The sequence below is a fragment of the Pseudomonas sp. P97.38 genome, from assembly GCF_001269745.1.
GTDB classification, from domain to species: Bacteria; Pseudomonadota; Gammaproteobacteria; order Pseudomonadales; family Pseudomonadaceae; genus Aquipseudomonas; species Aquipseudomonas chlororaphis_E.
This window is the reverse complement of sequence record NZ_LHVJ01000015.1, coordinates 596,723-618,421: the sequence shown is the minus strand read 5'-3', so window position 1 is coordinate 618,421 and position 21,699 is coordinate 596,723. Positions and strand designations below refer to the sequence as shown.

The window sequence follows — 21,699 nt, the reverse complement described above, 5'->3', positions numbered from 1 at the left end:
AGATGTTTTCATTCAAACAGTGGATCGAAGTGCTGGAGACCAACGCCCGGCATTTTCCAGAGCGTGCGGCCCTGCACTTTTTGCCGGACGGCGTAGAGATCGGCGAAACCCTGACCTTTTCCCAATTGCACGAGCAGTCCCAGTCCCTGGCCGCCGCGTTGCAGGCACGCTACGCGCCGGGTGACCGGGTGTTGCTGATGCTGCCCAGCAGCCTCGACTACGCCCGCGCATTCTGTGCCTGCCTGTACGCAGGCATGATCGCGGTGCCGCTGTTCCCGCCGCCGTCACGTAAACCGCGTCACCTCGAACGCGTGCGAAACGTGGTGGTGGACGCCGAGCCGGCGCTGATCCTGGCCCCGGCGGAGCATTGCGAAGGCTTGCGGGAACTGGTGCAAGGCCAGGTCGATGTGCTGACCGTCCAGCACCTGGGCACGCCAGCCGCCAGCCAGTGGCAACGCCCGGCCATCGACGGCTCGACCGTGGCCTTCCTGCAATACACCTCAGGCTCCACCGGCTCGCCCAAAGGCGTCGAGGTGCGTCAGCGCAACCTGATCGCCAACGTCGAGCTGATGCGCCAGGCCTACGGTTTCGATGAGCACGGCGCCATGGTCAACTGGCTGCCGCTGTACCACGACATGGGCCTGATCGGCGGCCTGCTGGCGCCGCTCTACAGTGGCATGCCCTGCTACCTGATGGCTTCGCAGACCTTCGTCAACGCACCGTCCACCTGGTTGCAGGCCTTGAGTCGCTACCGTGGCACCGTGAGTTTCGCCCCCAATTTCGCCTACGCCCTGTGCAACCGGGTGGTCAGCGACAACCTGATCGCCCAACTCGACCTGAGCGCCTGGAAACACGCCATCAACGGCGCCGAGCCGATCCACCCCGGCACCCTGGATGCCTTCGCCCAGCGCTTTGCCGCCTGCGGGCTCAACCCGCTGGCGATCAGCCCCGGTTATGGCCAGGCCGAAGCGACGCTGTGTGTCAGCGCCACCCCGGCGGATGCGCTGCCAGTGGTATTGCGCCTGGACAAGGCCGTGCTGGAAACCGGCCGCGTGGCCCTGGCGAGCGCCGATGCCGCCGTCGAATTCGTCGCTTGCGGCTTCCCGCAGGCCTTGCACAGCATCGCCATCGTCGACCCGCAGACCCACGAGCGTTGCGCCGCCGATCGCATCGGCGAAGTCTGGCTCAAGGGCCCGAGCAACGCCGAGTCCTACTGGAAGAACCCCGAGGCCACCCGCGAAGCCTTTCAAGCGCGGATCGTCGGTTCCTCCGAGCACTACCTGCGCTCGGGCGACCTGGGTTTCATGCACGAAGGCCAGGTGGTGATCTGCGGACGGCTCAAGGACCTGCTGATCCTCAACGGGCGCAACCTCTACCCCCACGACATAGAGTTCGCCATCACCGATGCCGAGCCCGGCATCCGCACCGGGCGCATCGCCGCGTTCTCGGAAATGGACCCGGCCCTGGGCCGCGAGAAACTGGTGATCGTCGCCGAGCCGCAGCGCAAGTTCGTCGACCCGGCACGGCATCCGGCGCTGTTCGCGTCGATGCAGAACGCCGTGCGCGAAGCCGCCGACTGTGGCATCGACCAGATCGTGCTGGTGGAAGCCGGCACCATCCCGATGACCACCAGCGGCAAGATCGCCCGCCAGGGCGCACGCAAGCAACTGGCGGCAGGCACGTTGAGCATCATCGCCCAGAGCGGCGGGCCGGTGCCTTCCCCGCATGAAACCCTCGATGCAGGCCAGCTCAAGGCCCTGGTCCTGGCGTCGAAACACGAGGCCCAAGGCGCCTGCCGCCAATGGCTCGCGCAGACCTTGCACGAGGTCAATCCGTACCTGGCCGTGGATTTCCAACAGAGCCTGGTAGGCCAGGGACTGGACTCCATCAGCGTCGCCGATTTCGCCGCACGCCTGCACCGGGACCTGGGTTGGAACGTCGACACCCAGGACCTGTTCGGCGAGCAGACCCTGGCGCAATGGGCCGAGGCCCTGCTGGATTTCCTCAGCGAGCCGCCAGCGGCCGAGCGACCCTCGGCGGCGCGCGACAACGCCAGCGAACATCGCCAATCCTTCGCCCAGCGCCGCCTGTGGTTCCTGCGCCAACTCAACCCGGACGACACCCGGCACAACCTGGTGCTGCACCTGAGCCTGCGAGGTCCACTTGAAATCGAGGTGCTGGCCGAGCGCTTGAGCGCCCTGGTCAACCGACACAGCGTATTGCGCACGGTCTACCGCGATGGCATCGATGGCCCGCAGCAACAGGTGCAGCCCGCCACGCCGGTCGCATTGGACTGGCACGACCTGCAAGGGCAGAGTGAGGCGCAGCAACGGCAAGCGCTACGCGACGCCCTGGCGCGCGAACACGCCACCCCGGTCAATCTCACCGAGGGGCCGCTGCTGCGCGCTCAACTGCTGAGCCGTGACGCGCAGCAACACGACCTGCTGCTGACCCTGCACCACATCGCCTTTGACGGGCGTTCGGCGCAAGTGCTGCTGGCGGAGTTGGCCGGTGTAGCGAACGCCCAACAGCCGGTGCAATACCTCGATTTCGCCCAGTGGGAAGCGACCCATTGGAGCGAACAGCGGATCGCCACCGAGCAAGACTTCTGGCGCGCCCACCTGGCCGGCCTGCCGCAAACCCTCGAACTGGGCGGCAGCGGCCAGGCCCTGGGTGAACACAGCCTGCACTTCAGCGTGCCCCAGGCCACCTGCGAACAGCTGTCGGCATTGGCCCGCGAGCGCGGCATGACCCTGTTCATGCTGTTGCTGGCCCACTACCAACTGGTGCTCAAGCAACTGGGGGGCCAGCAACGGTTCCTGCTCGGCACCGACGTCAGCGGTCGACCGTTGGCGGAGCACCACGACGTGATCGGTTTCTTCGTCAACCAACTGACCCTGCGCTGCGACCTGCACGGTGAGCCGACGCTGGCCGGTTTTCTTGAGCGGGTCCGCGATGAAGCACGCTTGGCCTATGCCCACCAGGGCCTGCCGTTCGACCTGGTGGTCTCGGCCCTGGCGCCGCAACGCCTGCCCGGCCACTCGCCGCTGTTTCAGGTCAAGCTCAACTACCAACCGTCCCGCGTCACACCCGCCAGCATCGCCGGTGCGCAGTTGGACACGCTGGAAGTGGCGCAGGCGCCGGGTGATTTTCACCTGGTGCTGGACCTGGTGCACGGCGCCGATGACCTGGAAGCGACCCTCAAGTACCGCGGCGAATACTTCGACCAGGACCGTGCCTTGCGCCTGCAACATCTGTGGACGCGCCTGCTGGAAGACACCCGCCAGCAGCTGGACGAGCCGCTGCCGGCGCTGGCTGCGCGCGTCGACGCCTGGGACCAGGCGTTCCAGCGTGAGCGCCAGCAGGCCCAGGCGCAGACCGGACGCAGCCAGATGCTGCAAGCCAAACGTCGTTCCATGCCCCTTTAACCGAGTCGGATGCCGTTATGTCTATCGTGCCCCCATCGCCCCGCGCCCTAGGCGCCGTGCGTCGCAAAGCCATGAACGTCTCGGAACAGCGACTGGTCACCGAGCGCCTGCTCAGCCCCGAACACGCCCTGCCGCTGGTGATCGAACCGGCGGTCAGCGGCGTTGACCTGGTCGCCTGGGCCGCCCGCGAACGCGAGTCTCTGGAGCAAAAACTGCTGCAGTACGGCGCCTTGTTGTTTCGCGGGTTCAACGTGGCGTCGGTCGAGCAGTTCGACCAGGTGATCGCCGCGCTCTCCCCTGGCGCCCTCGAATACATGTTCCGCGCCTCGCCCCGGACCCGGGTCGGCGGCAACATCTACACCTCGACCGACTACCCGGCCGACCAGATGATTTTCCCCCACAACGAGCACTCCTATTCGCCTCGCTTCCCGCTGCGATTGTTCTTCTACTGTCAGCTCGCTTCCGAGACCGGTGGCGAAACCCCGATCGGCTCGACCCGCGCGGTCAAGGCCCGCATCAGCCCGGAAATCGAAGCACGCTTCCGGGAAAAAGGCGTGTTGTACGTGCGCAACTATGGCGACGGCTTCGGCCTGCCCTGGCAGAGCGTGTTCCAGTCCGAAGATCGCAGCGAAGTGGAAACCTACTGCGCCAGCGTCGGCATCGAAGTGGAATGGAAAGACAACAATCGCCTGCGCACCCGTCAGCGCGGGCCGGCCGTGGTGCGTCATCCGCGCACTGGCGAAGAAGTCTGGTTCAACCACGCGACCTTCTTTCACATCAGCACCTTGCCACCGCGCATCCGGGATTCGCTGCAAAGCAACTTCAGCGACCTGGACCTGCCCACCAACACCTTCTACGGCGACGGCGAACCGATCGAGCCGCAGGTACTGGAGTCGCTGCGAGCGGCCTACCTCGACTCGCTGGTGCGATTCAGCTGGCAGCAGGGCGACGTGTTGTTCATCGACAACATGCTCGCGGTGCACGGTCGCGAACCCTTTACCGGCAAGCGCGCAATCATGACCGGCATGGCCGAAGCCCTGCTGTCGAGCGACGTCGCCGTTTGACTTCCAACGGGTCCACCCACCGCTTGCCAGCGGCTCGCTCGACTCTCGGTCAGCGAGCCCCGGCGGGCGCGGTGTCACCCCGATCCAAGCCCTCTTTCCAGACGAGTTGAACATGAGCGGACTTCAAGGTTTTCGTATCTCGCCGCAACAGGCAGCCCTCTACCCACACCTCAATGGCGCCGCCGCGCACCCGTACGGCTGCCACCTGCAATGGACGCTGTCCGGCCCGACGGACGTCGACGCGCTGGACAACCGCCTGCGCACGCTGCTGGCCGACTGCGAGATCCTGCGCACGCGCCTGATGCCGGTGCCCGGCCTGCGCCACCCGGTGCAAGTGATCGACGACAGCGGCGCGCTGGCGGTGACGTCGGTGGACCTGCGCCAACGCCAGGCCGCCGAGCAGGAGGCCGAGCTGGCGCGCCTGGCATCGCAGCCGCGGGACTGGACCACGCCGCTGGCCGTGACCGTGGTGCAACTGTCCGATGACAGCGCCGTGCTGGACCTGGCCGGCGCCAGCAGCCATTTCGACCTCGCCAGCCTCAGGCTGGTGGCGAACGCCCTGTTGCAGGACACCCCACCGGACCTGTCCGAGACCCTGCAGTACGCCGACTACGCCGAATGGCGCTGGAGCCTGGTGGAGGACGAACCGGACCACCCGGGCACGCGCTTCTGGAAAACCCTGGGCCAGACCGAGCAGCCCACCTTGCAGTTGTCCCTTGAAGCGCCCTGCGGCAGCGGTTTTGCTCCAGCACGGCACACGCTGGCGCTGCCGGACGACCTCAGCCGTCATCCGAGCCTGAGCGCGGACCTGCTATTGGCGGCTTGGGCAGCGGTGCTCGGTCGTTTGGCGGGCCAGCAACAGGTCCCGGTCACGCTGATCCATGAAAGCCGTGGCGTCGAGCTGGAAAGCGCCCTCGGCCTGTTCGAACAGGGGCTGCCCCTGAACATCGACCTGGATGCCCAGACCACCCTGGCCCAACAGAGCCAGCAGGTACGCGCCAGCGTCGAGCACAGCACCGGCTGGCAAGACTATTACACCGAGGGCTTCAGCATCGGCTACGCCTTCGCATGGCGCTCGGGCGACGCCCGGGAGCGCTACGCCGACGCGCGGATGAACCCGCTCAAGGCCTGCCTGAACGTGCGCCAGTTGCCCGGCCAACTGCTGGCGGACCTGACGTACGATCGCCACGTGCTGAGCGCCGAAGCCGTGCGCAGCCTCGGCGAGCAGTGGCTGCAACTGCTGCTGGGCGCCCTGGCCGAACCGCAGCGAGCCTGGGCGCAATTGCCCCTGGGCGGCCCACTGCAATCGCAACTGCTGGATACCGGCGCCCACCTGCCGGTGATCGAACCCGTGACGCTGGTTGAACTCATTGCCCGCCAGGTTCGCCAGCAACCGGACGCCATCGCCCTCAGCGACCAGGCCGGCGACCTCAGCTACGCCCGCCTCAATGCCTGCGCCACGCGCCTGGCCCATCAACTGGTGGCCGCCGGCATCGGCCGCGACGTGCCGGTGGGCATCCTGTTTCCCCGTGGCAACGCCGCCATCGTCGCCATGCTGGCGGTGTTGAAGGCCGGTGGCGCCTACGTGCCGATCGACCCGACGTACCCGGCCGAACGCCGCGCCTACATGCTCGCCGACAGCGCCATCGCCCACATCGTCGTCAGCGCCGACCTGGCCGACAGCGTGCCGTCCAGCCTGCAACGCTTCGTCCTCGATGACCTGCAAGAGCAAGGCCACACCGACCTGCCGCCCCTGCCCCAACCGGAGCCGGACGCCCTCGCCTACCTGATCTATACCTCCGGTTCCACCGGCGCCCCGAAGGCCGTGGAAATCAGCCACGGCGCGCTGAGTTTCTCGACCCAGGTGCGCATGGCCGCCTATGAAACGCCAGTGCGCGCCTACCTGCTGCTGTCATCGTTTGCCTTCGACAGCTCGGTCGCGGGGATTTTCTGGACCCTGGCCCAAGGCGGGCGACTGGTGCTGCCGGCGCCAGGGGAAGAACTGGAGATGGCGCGCCTGGCGCAACTGGTGACCCAGCATCACGTCAGCCACGGCTTGTCGCTGCCGTCGCTCTACCAGGCGTTGCTGGAGCAGTTGCAACGGGCCGGTGGCAGCGAAAGCCTGCAATGCTGGATCGTCGCCGGCGAGGCCTGCCCGCCGACGCTGGTCAGCCAGCACCACAAGGCCCTGCCCCAGGCGCGCCTGGTGAACGAATACGGCCCCACCGAAGCCACGGTCTGGGCCAGCTACGACGTGCTGGAGCCCAACCGCAGCGTCAGCATCGGTCGCCCCATCGCCGGCATGGACCTGCGCCTGCTGAACGAATTCGACCAGGCCTGCGGCATCGGCGAACCGGGAGAGATCGTCCTCGCCGGCCCGACCCTGGCCCGCGGCTACCGCAACAAACCCGACGAAACCGCCAAGGCTTTTGTCACCCTGGCCGACGGCACCCGCGCCTACCGCACCGGCGACCTGGCTTGCTGGCTGGCGGACGGGCGCCTGGCGTTCCTCGGGCGCAAGGACCACCAGGTGAAAGTGCGCGGCTACCGCATCGAACTGGGTGAAATCGAACGCCAGTTGTGCCTTCACAGCGACGTGCGCGAAGCCGCGGTGATCGTGCAGGAACACGCTGCCGGCAAGCGCCTGCTGGCCTACATCCTCGCCGCCCACGGCTATGCACCGGACTCCGAAGCGCTCAAGCGTTTCCTGGGCGAACGCCTGCCCTCGTACATGGTGCCGGCCCGGGTGCTGACCCTGGCGACCTTTCCGCGCACCCCCAACGGCAAGCTCGACGCCCGGCAACTGCCCGACCCGGATCAGTTCGACGAAAGCACTCATGTGGCGCCGCGCAACGCCATGGAAACCGCCTTGCAAGCCATCGTTGCCAAGGTGCTGAAACTGGCGTCGGTCAGTGTCACCGACAACTTCTTCGCCATTGGCGGCGACTCGATCCTGAGCCTGCAAGTGGTAGCCCAGGCCCACGAGCAAGGCATCGCGCTCTCGGCCAAGCAGGTCTTCGAGCGCCAGACCATCGCCGCCATGGCCGACGTCGCGCAACCGCTGGCCGAGTCCGCCGCCGAACCGCTTGCCCAGAGCACCGAGTTCAGCGCCTCGGGCCTGTCCGATGACGAAATGCAAGCGCTGATGGCCGAACTGAACGAGGCCGACCTGTGAGCGGTTTCACCCGTCGCCAGGCCATCACCGTCGCCCCTTTTTACGCAGGACGCTTTCAATGACCACCGCAAAGACCACCGGCAACCCGATCGAAGACATCTACCCGCTGTCGCCGCTGCAACAGGGGATGCTGTTCCATTCTCTGCTCCACGAAGACTCCGGTGTCTACCTGATGCAGGATCGCTACCGCATCGGCGGGGCCATCGACGAGGTGCTGTTCCTCGAGTCGTGGCGCCAGGTGGTGGCGCTGCATCCGTCCCTGCGCGCCAGTTTCCAATGGAAAAGCCAGAAGCAACCGGTGCAGGTGATCCATCGCGAGGTCAAGGTGCCGCTGGATACCCTCGACCTGCGCGGCCTCGCCCCTCACGAACAGGAGGCGCGCATCCGCGCCCTGCTCGAAGACGAACAGAAAGTCGGCTTCAACCTGTCGAAGCCGCCGCTGATTCGCTTCCGCCTGGTGCGCCTGGCCGACGAGTCGTACGAATTCATTCGCAGCTTCCACCACATCCTGATGGACGCCTGGTGCATTTCCCTGGTGACGGTGGACTTCCTCAAGGTCTACGAAGCGCTGTGCAACGACCGCACGCCTGAACTGAAAAGCCCGCGGCCGTTTCGCGACTACATCCAGTGGCTGCAACGCCAGGACGCGAGCAAGGCCGAACAGTTCTGGCGTGGCCAGCTGCAAGGCCTCAATGCGCCCACGCCGCTGACCGTGGACAACGGTGTGACCCGCGACCGCTACACCGACGCGGTGCTGGTGGACGATCAACTGATTCACCTCAGCGCCACACAGACCCAGGCACTGGCCGCGTTCTGCCGCAGCCGCCGGATCACCCCGAACACCTTCTTCCAGGGCGTCTGGTCGTTGCTGCTGTCGCGCTACAGCGGGCAGCAAGACGTGGTCTTCGGTGTCACCGTGGCCGGCCGGCCGGCGGACCTGACCGGCGTGGCGGAAATGATCGGCCTGTTCATCAACACCCTGCCGCTGCGGGTTTCGGTCGACCCGAACGCTACCTTTGGCGATTGGCTGAGCGCCTTGCAAGGGCTCAATGTCGACATGCGCGACTTCGAGCACACGCCGTTGACCGACATCCAGGGCTGGAGCGATTTCCCTCGCGGCGAAACCCTGTTCGACAGCATCCTGGTGTTTGAAAACGCGCCCATCGACGAGCAGATCCTCGAAGGCGGCTTCCAGTTCAGCCTTGAAGGCATGGACCACAGCGTACACACCCACTACGGCCTGACCGTGGTGATCCTGCCCGGCGAGCAACTGGGCATCCGCGTGTCCTATGACCGCGAACGCTTCGAGGCGTCCACCGTGCAACGCCTGCTCGGGCATATCGCCAGCCTGGTCGAAGGCATGCTGGCGGCGCCGGACGCGCCCCTGGGCAGCTTTGAACTGCTGGCCGTCGAAGAGCGCCAGCAATTGCTGGACGATTGGGCGGTCAACCCTCACGACTTCCCCCTCGACCAGAGCTACGCCCAGTTGTTCGCCGCCCAGGTCGCCCAGCGCGGTGATCAGGTCGTCGCGCGCTGTGACGACGAGTCGCTGACCTACGCCGAGCTGGACCGGCGCTCCACCCGCCTGGCTCACGCCTTGCGCGACGCCGGTGCCGGAGAAGATCAACTGGTCGCCCTGGTCGCCCCCCGTGGCCTGGCACTCCTGACCATGATGATCGCCGTGTTCAAGGCCGGCGCCGCCATGCTGCCGTTGGAAGTCAACCACCCGCCCGAGCGCCTGCGGGAAATCCTCAGCCTGGCCCGCGCGCCGTTGCTGGTGGTCAGCGAAGCGGCCGGCGGCCTGCTCGAGCCCTTGCTCGGCGGCCTCGACCAGCCCCCCGCGGCGTTGTTCGCCGAAGCCTGCTGGAAGTCCGGCAACGACGCGCCGCTGCCCCTGCTCGGTCGTCCGCAGAGCCTGGCCTACGTGCTGTTCACCTCGGGTTCGACCGGTACGCCAAAGGGCGTGATGATCGAACAGCGCGGCATGCTCAACAACATCTTCGGCAAGGTCCCGGCCCTGGGGCTGGATGCCGAGGACCGGATTCCCCAGACCGCCTCGGTGGCGTTCGACATTTCGGTGTGGCAGTTCCTCGCCGCGCCGGTGCTCGGTGCCACCGTGCACATCCTTGCGGACGAAATCGCCCACGACCCGCAGCGCCTGCTGCACGTGCTCGCCAGCGAGCGCCTGAGCGTGCTGGAAATCGTCCCGAGCCTGATGCGCACCTTGCTCGCCCTGTGCCCGTGCGACCTGCAACTGCCCGACCTGCGCTGGGTCCTGCCCACCGGTGAAGCCCTGCCGCCCACCGTGGCCCGGGACTGGTTCGCGCGCTTCCCCGACATTGCCCTGATGAACGCCTACGGGCCGGCCGAGTGCGCCGACGACGTGGCGTTCCAGCCGATCTTTGCCGCACCCGATGCCAACGTCAGCCACATGCCCATCGGCCAGCCGACCGCCAACAACCGCCTGTATGTGCTGGACGAAAGCCTGCGCCCGGTGCCGGTCGGCGTGGCCGGGGAGATCTGCGTCGGTGGCGTCGGTGTCGGCCGCGGCTACCTGCACGACCCTAAGCGCACCGCTGATGCCTTCATCGACCACCCGTCACTCGACGCTCGCGTGTACCGCACCGGTGACCTGGGACGCTGGCGTGCCGACGGGGTGATCGAATACCTCGGCCGGCGCGACCAGCAGGTGAAACTGCGCGGCCACCGGATCGAACTGACCGAAATCGAACACCGCCTCGCCCAGCATGCCAACGTGCGCGAAGCCGCCGTGCTGCTGCGGGAAAACACCGCGGGCGAAGCCTGGCTGGTGGCGTACTGGTCGGCCCATGACGACACCCTGGGCAGCGACGGGCTGAGCGACCACCTGCGGGCGCAGTTGCCGCCGTACATGGTGCCGGCGGCATTCGTTTGCCTGGAAGGCCTGCCGCTGAACAACAACGGCAAGGTCGACCGCAAGGCCCTGGCCGCCCGGGAGCTGGACTGGCAGGTCGACACCCGGCAAAGCATCGCCCCGCGCAACGCGCTGGAAAGCGCCGTGGCCGCCATCTGGGCCGAGGTCCTGGGGCGCGACAGCATTGGCGTGGAGGACAACTTCTTCACCCTCGGCGGCCACTCGCTGCTGGCGACCCAGATCGTCGCGCGGCTGCGCAGCCACTTCAAACTGGAGCTGCCGCTGCGCACGCTGTTCGAACAACCGACCGTGGCCCTGCTGGCCGACGCCATCGCCGCACGCCAGGCCGACGCCGCCGCGCCGCAGGCCACCGCCCTCGCGGCGCCGACCGCCCGACCGCGCCCGGCCTTGCTGCCGCTGTCGTTCTCGCAGCAACGCCTGTGGTTCATCGAGCAACTGACCCCGGGCACGACGCTGTTCAACATCCCGTTCGCCCTGCACCTCAAGGGCGAGCTCAATGTCGAGGCCCTGCACGCCAGCCTGAATGACCTGCTGGCGCGCCATGAAATCCTGCGCACCGGCATCGACAGCCGCGACGGCGTGCCGAGCCAATGCATCAGCCCGTCGCTGACCATTGCCCTGCCCTTCGACGATCTTTCCGGGCTTTCCACCACGGCCCGCGAGGGCGCGCAGTTCACGGCCCTGCAAGAGACTTTCGAGCAGCCGTTCGACCTGGCCACCCCGCCGCTGCTGCGCGCACGCCTGCTGCGCCTGGCGCCGCAGGAACACGTGCTGGGCATCGCCCTGCACCACCTGGTGTCGGACGCCTGGTCGGCCACCATCGCCCTGCGCGAACTGGCCCTGGGCTATGAAGCCCGCTGCAACGGCGCTCCCGCCCAACTGCCAGCCCTGGCGCTGCAATACGCCGACTTCGCCCTCTGGCAGCGCGAACACCTGCAAGGCGCCGAACTCAAGCGCCAGCTCGACTACTGGACCGCCACCCTGGATCGCCGCGACAGCGAAGGCAGCCCGTTGCTGGCGCTGCCGACCGATCATCCACGGCCGTCGGTGCAAAGCTACCGCGCCGGGATCGTCCAGCGTGAACTGAGCACCGAACTCAGTGGCCGGGTGCAAGCCTTTGCCAGCCGCCTCGGCACCACGCCGTTCACGGTGCTGTTCGCCGGTTTCGCCGTGCTGATGCACCGCCTGAGCGGCGATGCCACCGTGCTGGTCGGCACCCCGGTGACCCATCGCGAGCAACCGGGCACCGAAGGCCTGCTCGGTATCCTGCTGAACAACCTGGCGATCCGGGCCGACTTTACTCCTCAGGCAGACTTCACCGCCCTGGTCAAACAAGTGGCCGAACGCCTGCGCAGTGGCCTGCAACACCAGGACCTGCCTTTCGAGCAACTGGTGGACAGCCTGCAACTGCCTCGCAGCCTCAGCCACGCGCCGTTGTACCAGGTGATGGTGGCGCAACAGTTGGCCATGGAATCGCGGCTGCGCTTCCCCGGGCTGGCATTCGAAGCGCTGGACACACCGCTGCGGCACTCGGAATGCGACCTGGACTTGCACGTGCTGTGCCCGGCCAATGCGCCGATCCAGCTGGAGCTGATGTTCGCCCTTGACCTGTTCACCGCCGACAGCGCCCGCCAGACCCTCGCCCGCCTTGAGCACCTGCTCGAACACATGCTCGCCGAGCCGCAACGCCCGGTGGCGGCCTTGCCGCTGTTGATGGATGCGGAATGGCAACGCACCGTGGTGGAGTGGAACAGGACCGAGATGCAGGTGCCCAGCCACCTGACCTTCGCCCAACTGTTCGAACAACAGGCCGAGCGGACCCCGGAGCGCGATGCACTGTGCTTCGAGGGCCGCCGCCTGAGCTACGACGAGCTGAACCGTCGAGCCAACCAGTTGGCCCATTACCTGCGCAGCCGTGGCGTGGTCGCCAATCGTCCGGTGGCGCTGTGTGTCGAGCGCTCGTTGGACCTGTTGGTCGGCCTGCTGGGCATCCTCAAGGCCGGCGGCGCCTACGTGCCGCTGGACCCGACCTACCCGGTGGATCGCCTGGCGTACATGCTCGAAGACGCGCAACCGGCGCTGTTCCTCGGCCAAAAAGGGCTGTTGGAGCAGTTGGGCGCCGACCTGCCCCGCCTGCGCCTGGACAGCGACGCGGCACACTTGGCCGACCTGCCGGACGACAACCTGCCGGCGCTCGCCGGGCCGAACGACCTGGCCTACATCATGTACACCTCTGGCTCGACCGGTAAGCCCAAGGGCACCCTGGTCACCAACGGCTCGGTGGTCAACCTGGCCTGGGCGCGCATCCATGGCCTGTATCGCCGCTACACCGACCAGCCGATGCGCACCAGCTTCAACTACTCGTTCGCCTTCGACAGTTCGGTGGCCGAGCTCATCCTGCTGCTCGACGGCCACAGCCTGTACCTGACCCCGGAAGACGTGCGCTACGACCCACAGGCGCTGGCGCAGTTCTTCGCCGAAACCCGCCTGGACGCTTTCGAATGCACTCCGGCCCAACTCAAGGCCCTGCTCGAAAGCGACGGCGTGCGCCGTGGCGAGGTGTACCTGCCGCGCTTCGTGCTGTTCGGCGGCGACGCGGTGGACGCGCAACTGTGGCAACGCCTGCCATCGATTGCCGGCAGCCGCTTCTTCAACACCTACGGCCCGACCGAATGCACCGTGGACGCCACCGGTTGTGCGGTCGATGATTTCCCCCAGCGCCCGATCATTGGCCGGCCGATTGCCAACGTGCGCACCTACGTCCTCGATGGGTTTCTCAACCCGATGCCGGTGGGCGTACCGGGCGAACTGCACATCGGCGGCGCCGGCGTGACCCTGGGCTACCTCAACCGCGCCGAGCAGACCGCCAAGGTGTTCATCGACGACCCGTTCTCGCCGGTCGAAGGCGCCCGGATGTACAAGTCCGGCGACCTGGTGCGCTGGTTGCCCGACGGCCAGCTCGAATACCTGGGACGCATGGATCACCAGGTCAAGATCCGTGGCTTCCGCGTCGAACTGGGGGAAATCGAAACCCTGATCGGCGCCCAGCCGGGCGTGCGCCAGGCCGTGGTGCTGGCCCGCGAGGACGTGCCCGGCGACAAGCGCCTGGTGGCCTACGTGACCTGTGACGAACAGGCCGACATCCATGCCTGGCGCAAGACCCTCGGCGCCGCCCTGCCCGACTACATGGTGCCTTCGGCGTTCGTGCTGCTGGATGAACTGCCGCTGACCGACAATGGCAAGCTCAACCGCAAGGCCTTGCCGGCACCGGACATCCAGGCCGCCCCGGACGCCCTCGATCCGCCCCGCAGCGCCGCCGAACAGCAACTCGCCGCGCTGTGGTCGGAACTGCTCAACGTGCCGGCGGCCCAGATCGGTCGCGACAGCCACTTCTTCTACCTCGGCGGCCATTCGCTGCTGGCGGCGGCGCTGTTTGCCCGCCTGCGCCAACAGTTCGCCACGGTGCCGCCGCTGCGCGCGGTGTTCGAGCACCCGACCCTCCAAGCCCTGGCCGCGCTGCTGGACGACCCGTTGCAAGCACCCGCCGCGACATTCCAACCGGCGCCTCGCCCGGCACGCCTGCCGCTGTCGTTCGAACAACAGCGCCTGTGGTTCCTTGAACAATTGAGTGCCGGCGGTGGCGAGTACAACGTGGTCAGCGCCGTGCAACTGGACGGCGAACTCGACACACGCGCCCTGCAAGCGGCCCTTGAACAGGTGGCCCAGCGTCACGAAATCCTGCGCAGCCGCATCGTGCGCACCGACGACGGCGAGTTGGCACTGGTCATTGACCCCCAGGCCAACCTCACCTTGGGCGTCAGCGCCCTGGACGCGACCGACGACGCTTACTGGCAGCAGTTGACCGACGCCGCCGTCCACACCGAGACCGGGCGCCGTTTCGACCTCGCCAGCGAACAGCCGATCCGCGCCACGCTGCTACAACGCAGCGGCCGCGCCCAGTCGTTGTTGCTGCTCAGCGTGCACCACTGCGCCACCGACGATGCCTCCAGCCAGAACCTGCTGGATGAGCTGGGCCGCTGCTACAGCGCCCATGGCCAGGGCACCCGCGCCACACTGCCGGACCTGGCGCTGCAATACCCCGACTACGCGCTCTGGCAACGCGAGCCCGCTCAGCAGGCCGCGTTCAGCAGCCAGCTGGACTACTGGCGCAACCAGTTGGAGGACGGTGATTACCTGCTGGACCTGCCCACCGAGCACGGTCGTCCCGACCAACTCGCCCCAGCGGCCGGCGCCGTGCAATGGCAACTGCCACCGGCCCTGGTCGATCGCCTGCGGCAATTCGCCCAGCAACGCGGCGCCACGCTGTACATGCTGATGCTCGCGGCGGCGCAGTTGCTTCTGGGCCGCCACGCCAACCAGCGCGATGTGCGGGTCGGCAGCCCGGTGGCCCAACGTCCGTTCGCCGAACTGCAACCGCTGATCGGTTGCTTCGTCAACACCGTGGTGATGCGCGCCGACCTCGACCCGAACCTGGATTTCGAAGGCCTGCTGAATCAGGTCCGCGGCACCGTGCTGGACGCCCAGCAGCATCAGGACGTGCCGTTCGAACAGGTCGTCGAACACCTCAAGCCGGCCCGCAGCCTCGGCCAGACGCCGTTGTTCCAGGTGCTGTTCGCCATGCAGAACGCCGAGGCGTCGAGCCAGTCGTGGTCGCCGCTGCAAGTCAGCGAACAGGCAGTGAGCGCCCAGGCGACCAAGTTCGACCTGAACTGGGAAGTGCACGACGGTGAAGTGCTGTCGGTGTTGCTGGAGTACCGCACCGCGCTGTTCAGCGAAACCACTGCCCGGCGCTGGCTGGAACAGTGGCAGCAGTTGCTTGAGTCCCTGCTCGAAGCCCCCCGCACCCGTCTTGGCGACTGGTCGCCACTGCCAACGGCCGAGCGCCAACGGCAACTGGTCGAGTGGAACGCCACCGAGCGTCATTACAGCGGCCCGCGTGACTTGCACACTGCCCTGAGCCAGCAAGCGGCCCTGAGCCCCAACGCCCCGGCGCTGGTGTTCGAAGGCCAACGCCTGAGCTACGCCGAACTGGACCTGCGCGCCCAAGCCGTTGCCCGAGCCCTGCGCGCAGCCGGCATCGGTGCCGATGCCATCGTGCCGGTGTGCATGGAGCGCTCCGTGGACATGGTCGTCGCCCTGCTCGGCATCGTCCACGCCGGCGCCGCCTGGCTGCCGCTGGACCCGGAACTGCCCGCCGCACGCCTGGCGTTCCTGATCGAGGACGCCGACGCCAAGGTCACCCTGACCCAAGCCCAATGGCTGCCAAAACTGCCGGCCGGGCATTCGGCCTGGACCCTCGACGCCCTGCCCGAGGCGCCTGCGTTCGACCCGATCAGCGTGCAGGCCAACGACCTGGCCTACGTGCTCTACACCTCCGGCTCCACCGGCCAGCCGAAAGGCGTGATGAACGAACACGGCGCCCTGATGAACCGCCTGTACTGGATGCAGGACGCCTTCCCGATTGGCCCGAACGACCGCGTATTGCAGAAAACCCCGTACAGCTTCGACGTCTCGGTGTGGGAGTTCTTCTGGCCGCTGATCACCGGCGCGACCCTGGTGGTCGCCCGTCCGGACGGCCATCGTGACCCGGCCTACCTCAGCCGGTTGATCCAGCAGGAACAGGTCACCACGCTGCACTTCGTGCCGTCGATGCTGCGCGCCTTCGTCGAGGAACCGAGCCTGGCCGACTGCCACAGCCTGCGCCAGGTGTTCGCCAGCGGCGAAGCGTTGCCGGTGGACCTGGTGCGGCGTTTCATGGGCCAACACCCGGCGGCGCTGGTCAACCTCTACGGCCCGACCGAAGCGGCCATCGACGTCTCGGTGTGGCGTTGCTCGGTGGACGATACGATCGTGCCGATCGGCAAGCCCATTGCCAACCTGCGCCTGTACATCCTCGACGAAACCCTGCAACCGTTGCCGATCGGCAGCATCGGCGAGCTGTACATCGGGGGCGTCGGCGTGGCCCGCGGTTACCTCAAGCGCCCGGACCTGACCGAGGAACGCTTCCTGGCCAGCCCGTTCATCGACGGTGATCGCCTGTACCGCACCGGCGACCGTTGCCGCTTCCTCGCCGACGGCAACATCGAATACCTCGGGCGCCTCGACCATCAGGTCAAGCTGCGTGGCCAGCGTATCGAGCTGGGTGAGATCGACGCGGCGCTGTTGGCCCAGGACGGCGTTCGCGACGCCGCGACCGTCCTGCTCGACCAACGCCTGGTGAGCTTCTGGTGCGGTGACGCCGATGAGGCCGCCTTGCGCAGCGCCTTGGGCGCCAGCCTGCCCGCGCACATGTTGCCCGGCCTCTTCGTTCAGCTCGAACGCCTACCGCTCAACAGCAACGGCAAACTCGACCGCAAGGCCCTGGCCGCCCTGCCGTTGCCGCAAAGCCAGCGCGAACGCCCTCACACGGCACCGCGCAACACCACCGAAGCGGTGCTCTGCGAAGTGTTCAGCGAAGTGCTGGCGTGCGACTGCGTCAGTGTCGACGATCACTTCTTCCAGCTCGGCGGCCACTCCCTGCTGGCCACGCGCCTGGTCAGCCGGGTGCGTGAGCGCCTTGGGGTAGCCTTGCCCCTGGCACTGGTGTTCGCCCAGCCCACGGTGGCGGCCCTGGCCGAACACCTGCGCGCCGCATTGCCAGGCGAGTCGATCACGCCGCAGCCACGTCCGGACGTACTGCCGTTGGGCCTGGCGCAAAAACGCTTCTGGCTGCTCAGCCGCCTGGTGCCGGATTCGCGCGAGTACCACATGCCGTTCGCCCTGACCTTGCGCGGCGCGCTTCAGGTCAGCGTCCTGGGTGAAGCGTTCGAACAGGTCAGCCAACGTCACCTGGTGCTGCGCAGCCGCATTGTCGAGGTCGAAGGCGAGCCGCAACTGCTGATCGACGACCATGGGCCGGCGCTCACGGTCACGTCCGTCGCCACCCAAGACTGGGCCGGCGCCTGCGCCACGGCCCAGGCCGAGTTGATGCGCCCCTTCGACCTGGCCCGCGCCGCGCCTTGGCGGGCGCACCTGCTGCAACGCCAGGGCAGCGACGAAAACCTCCTGCTGATTTGCCTGCACCACAGCGCCACCGACGGTTGGGCCATGCAATTGTTCATCGACGAACTGACCCAGGCCTACGCCGCCGGTCTCGAAGGGCAATCGCCGACCTGGGCGCCGCTGGACATCGACTACGTCGACTTCGCCCTGTGGCAACGACACCCGGACACCCAGGCCCGACGCAACGCCAGCCTGGACTACTGGAAAAACCACCTGGGCCAGGACGACTATCAACTCGACCTGCCTGTGGACCATCCTCGTGGCGCCGAAGCGGATCGACGAGCCCGCCAACTGATCGTCAGCCTCGGCGCCCAGCGGGCCGAGGCGATCCGCCAGTTCGCCCGCCAGCGCGGCACGACCCCGTACGTGGTCCTGGCCGCGGCCCTGAGTGCACTGCTGGCGCGTTATAGCGGCCAGCGCGAGATTCGTCTCGGCACCCCGGCCGACCAGCGTGAACAGGCGCAATCCCAGGCGCTGCTCGCCTGCCTGGTCAACACCCTGGTGATCCGCAGCGAAGTCGATCCGCGTGCCCCGGCCGAACAGTTGCTCGCCAACCTCGAAGCCGACCTGCGCGCGGCCCAAGCCCACGCCGACCTGCCCTTCGCCACCCTGGTCGGCGCGGTCGCCCAACACCGCGACCTGAACCGCACGCCGCTGTTCCAGGTGCTGTTCTCCCTCAACTACGGTCGGGTGGACAACCGCCAGTGGCCAGGGCTGAACGTCGAAGAGCAGGCCTTGCCAGTGATCGACGCCAAGTTCGAGCAGAGCTGGGAAGTCCAGGACGACGGCAGCGACATGACACTGGCGCTGGAGTACCAGGCAGCGCTGTTCGACGAAGCGACGATGCAACGCTGGAGCGCGCAATGGTGTGCGCTGCTGGATGCATGGGTGGCGGCGCCGACACGCACGCTGATCGAGCTGTTCCCGCAGCAGCAGGACCAGCAGCAACTGGACCGCTGGAACGCCACCGAGCGTCACTACAGCGGCCCGCATGACCTGCACACGGCCCTGAGCCAGCAAGCGGCCCTGAGCCCCAACGCCCCGGCGCTGGTGTTCGAAGGCCAACGCCTGAGCTACGCCGAACTGGACCTGCGCGCCCAAGCCGTTGCTCGTGCCCTGCGCGCAGCCGGCATCGGCGCCGACACCATCGTGCCGGTGTGCATGGAACGTTCCGTGGACATGGTCGTCGCCTTGCTCGGCATCGTCCACGCCGGCGCCGCCTGGCTGCCGCTGGACCCGGAACTGCCCGCCGCGCGCCTGGCGTTCCTGATCGAGGACGCCGCCGCCAAGGTCACCCTGACCCAAGCCCAATGGTTGCCGAAGCTGCCGGCCGGGCATTCGGCCTGGACCCTCGACGCCCTGCCCGAGGCCCTTGCGTTCGAACCGATCAGCGTGCAGGCCAACGACCTGGCCTACGTGCTCTACACCTCCGGCTCCACCGGCCAGCCGAAAGGCGTGATGAACGAACACGGCGCCCTGATGAACCGCCTGTACTGGATGCAGGACGCCTTCCCGATTGGCCCGAACGACCGCGTATTGCAGAAAACCCCGTACAGCTTCGACGTCTCGGTGTGGGAGTTCTTCTGGCCGCTGATCACCGGCGCGACCCTGGTGGTCGCCCGTCCGGACGGCCATCGTGACCCGGCCTACCTCAGCCGGTTGATCCAGCAGGAACAGGTCACCACGCTGCACTTCGTGCCGTCGATGCTGCGCGCCTTCGTCGAGGAACCGAGCCTGGCCGACTGCCACAGCCTGCGCCAGGTGTTCGCCAGCGGCGAAGCGTTGCCGGTGGACCTGGTGCGGCGTTTCATGGGCCAACACCCGGCGGCGCTGGTCAACCTCTACGGCCCGACCGAAGCGGCCATCGACGTCTCGGTGTGGCGCTGCTCGGTGGACGATACGATCGTGCCGATCGGCAAACCCATCGCCAACCTGCGCCTGTACATCCTCGACGAAACCCTGCAACCGTTGCCGATCGGCAGCATCGGCGAGCTGTACATCGGTGGCGTCGGTGTGGCCCGTGGTTACCTCAAGCGCCCGGACCTGACCAAGGAGCGTTTCCTGGCCAGCCCGTTCATCGACGGTGATCGCCTGTACCGCACCGGCGACCGTTGCCGCTTCCTCGCCGACGGCAACATCGAATACCTCGGGCGCCTCGACCATCAGGTCAAGCTGCGTGGCCAGCGTATCGAGCTGGGTGAGATCGACGCGGCGCTGCTGAACCTTCCGGCCATCACCGCGGCCTGCACCCTGGTGATCGACAATCGCCTGGTGGCGTTCTACAGCAGCACCACCGCGCAATCGGGCCTCGACAACCTGCTCGCCGCCGAGCTACCGGCCTACATGGTGCCGGCGGTGTGGGTCCAGGTGCCGGCGCTGCCGCTCAACAGCAACGGCAAGATCGACCGCAAGGCCCTCGCCGCCCTGCCGTTGCCGCAAACCCAGAAGGACTACGCCGCACCGCGCAACGCCCTGGAAAGCCTGTTGTGCCAACTGTTCGGCGAACTGCTCGGGGAAAGCCTGACCGTCGGCCGTGAGGTCGGCACCACGGACAGTTTCTTCGCCTTGGGCGGTGACTCGATTCTCGGCCTGAAGCTGATCAGCCGCTTGCGGGAGCAGGGCTACTCGCTCACCCCACGCGACCTGTTCCGCTCGCCGACCCCGGCGGCGCTGGCCCAAGTGACCACCGCGCTGCTGAGCCAGGCCGAACAGGGCGAGATCACCGGCGCGATGCCGCTGATGCCGTTGCACCAGTGGTTCTTCGACCAACAGCAACCGCAACCCGCGCACTGGAACCAATCGGTGCTGGCCGACAGCGACCGGCGCCTGGAACCGGCCCTCGTGCAGGCCGCGCTGGATCGGCTGGTGGCGCACCACGACGCCTTGCGCCTGCGTTTCAGCCAGATCGCCGGGCAAGCCGAGGTGCAATGGCAAGCGCAGATCGCCGCCGTGGCGCCTGCGCAATTGACTCTCTGCACTCACGCCGATCAACTGGCCGCGGTCGCGCAAAGCCTGGACCTGCAACACGGCCCGTTGTTTGCCGCCGCGCTGCTGGAAGGTGAACCGCAACGCCTGTACCTGGTGGCGCATCACCTGGTGGTGGATGCCGTGTCCTGGACCCCGCTGCTGGAAGACTTCCAACAGCTGTACGCAGCCCTGGAACGCGGCGAGACGCCGACATTGCCGGCGAAAACCACGGCCTACCGGCAATGGGCCGAGCAACTGCACGCCTACGCCGCCAAGGTCACCGGCGAACAGCGCTACTGGAGCACCCAGGTCGGCACGAACCCGGCGCCGCTGGCGACAGTCGCCGAGCGCCAGACCCTGTCGGCCCGCTGGGAAGCGACCCGCACCCATCAATGGCTGACCGAGTCCCAGGCGGCCTACCGCACGCAACCGGAAGAGCTGCTGATCGCCGCCCTGGCCGCCACCCTGGCGGAGGCCAACGGCCACAGCGACATCGTCGTGGACCTCGAACGCCACGGTCGCGATGCGCCCCTTGACGGCCTGGACGTCGGTCGCACCGTCGGTTGGTTCACCACGCTGTTCCCGCTGCGGGTCAGCGCCAGCGGCGCCCGTGGCGAGCAGGTGCGCCAGGCCAAGGAGGCGCTGCGCGCGGTGCCGGGCCAAGGGCTTGGCTACGGCCTGTTGCGCCAACGCGGTCAACTGCCGGCCGGTCACGGCGATGTGCTGTTCAACTACCTTGGGCATGAACAGGCACCGGCAGGCTGGTTGCGCGCCAGCGGCCTGACGCCGCCGCCGGACGTGGCGCCGGCGAACCGGGTGACTCACGCCCGCGAAGTGGTGGCCTGGCTGGAGGACGGTGTGTTGCGTGTCGAATGGCACAGCGTCACGCCGGACACCGACAGTCGCTTGCCCGCCCGCTTGCTCGAACACCTGCAAGCGCTGGTCGAACACTGCCTCGACCCGCAAGCCGGCGCACTGATGCCTTCGGACTTCCCGCTGGCCAAGGCGCTGAACCAGAAATCCCTGGACAAGTTGCTGGGCAAGCTCAAGACCAAACCGAACTCCCAAAGCCAGTGAGTGGCGCAGCGC

General features: G+C 67.4%; 4 protein-coding genes. All 4 read left to right on the top strand.

Annotated elements, in window-relative coordinates; genetic code table 11:
• The first annotated feature begins 2 nt into the window (after positions 1–2).
• Complete coding sequence (locus tag AD664_RS12885; protein WP_053147089.1) at positions 3–3,428, top strand: condensation domain-containing protein; 3,426 nt, start codon at positions 3–5, stop codon at positions 3,426–3,428.
• Between the two features lie 17 nt (positions 3,429–3,445).
• On the top strand, positions 3,446–4,492 hold the full coding sequence (locus tag AD664_RS12880) for a TauD/TfdA family dioxygenase (protein ID WP_053147017.1): 1,047 nt from the start codon (positions 3,446–3,448) through the stop codon (positions 4,490–4,492).
• Between the two features lie 112 nt (positions 4,493–4,604).
• Positions 4,605–7,667, top strand: coding sequence for an amino acid adenylation domain-containing protein (locus AD664_RS12875; RefSeq protein WP_053147015.1), 3,063 nt, complete (start codon positions 4,605–4,607; stop codon positions 7,665–7,667).
• A 58-nt stretch (positions 7,668–7,725) separates the two neighbouring features.
• Positions 7,726–21,687: a non-ribosomal peptide synthase/polyketide synthase gene (locus tag AD664_RS12870; protein WP_053147013.1), complete on the top strand. Its 13,962-nt coding sequence runs from the start codon at positions 7,726–7,728 to the stop codon at positions 21,685–21,687.
• Positions 21,688–21,699 lie beyond the last annotated feature (12 nt).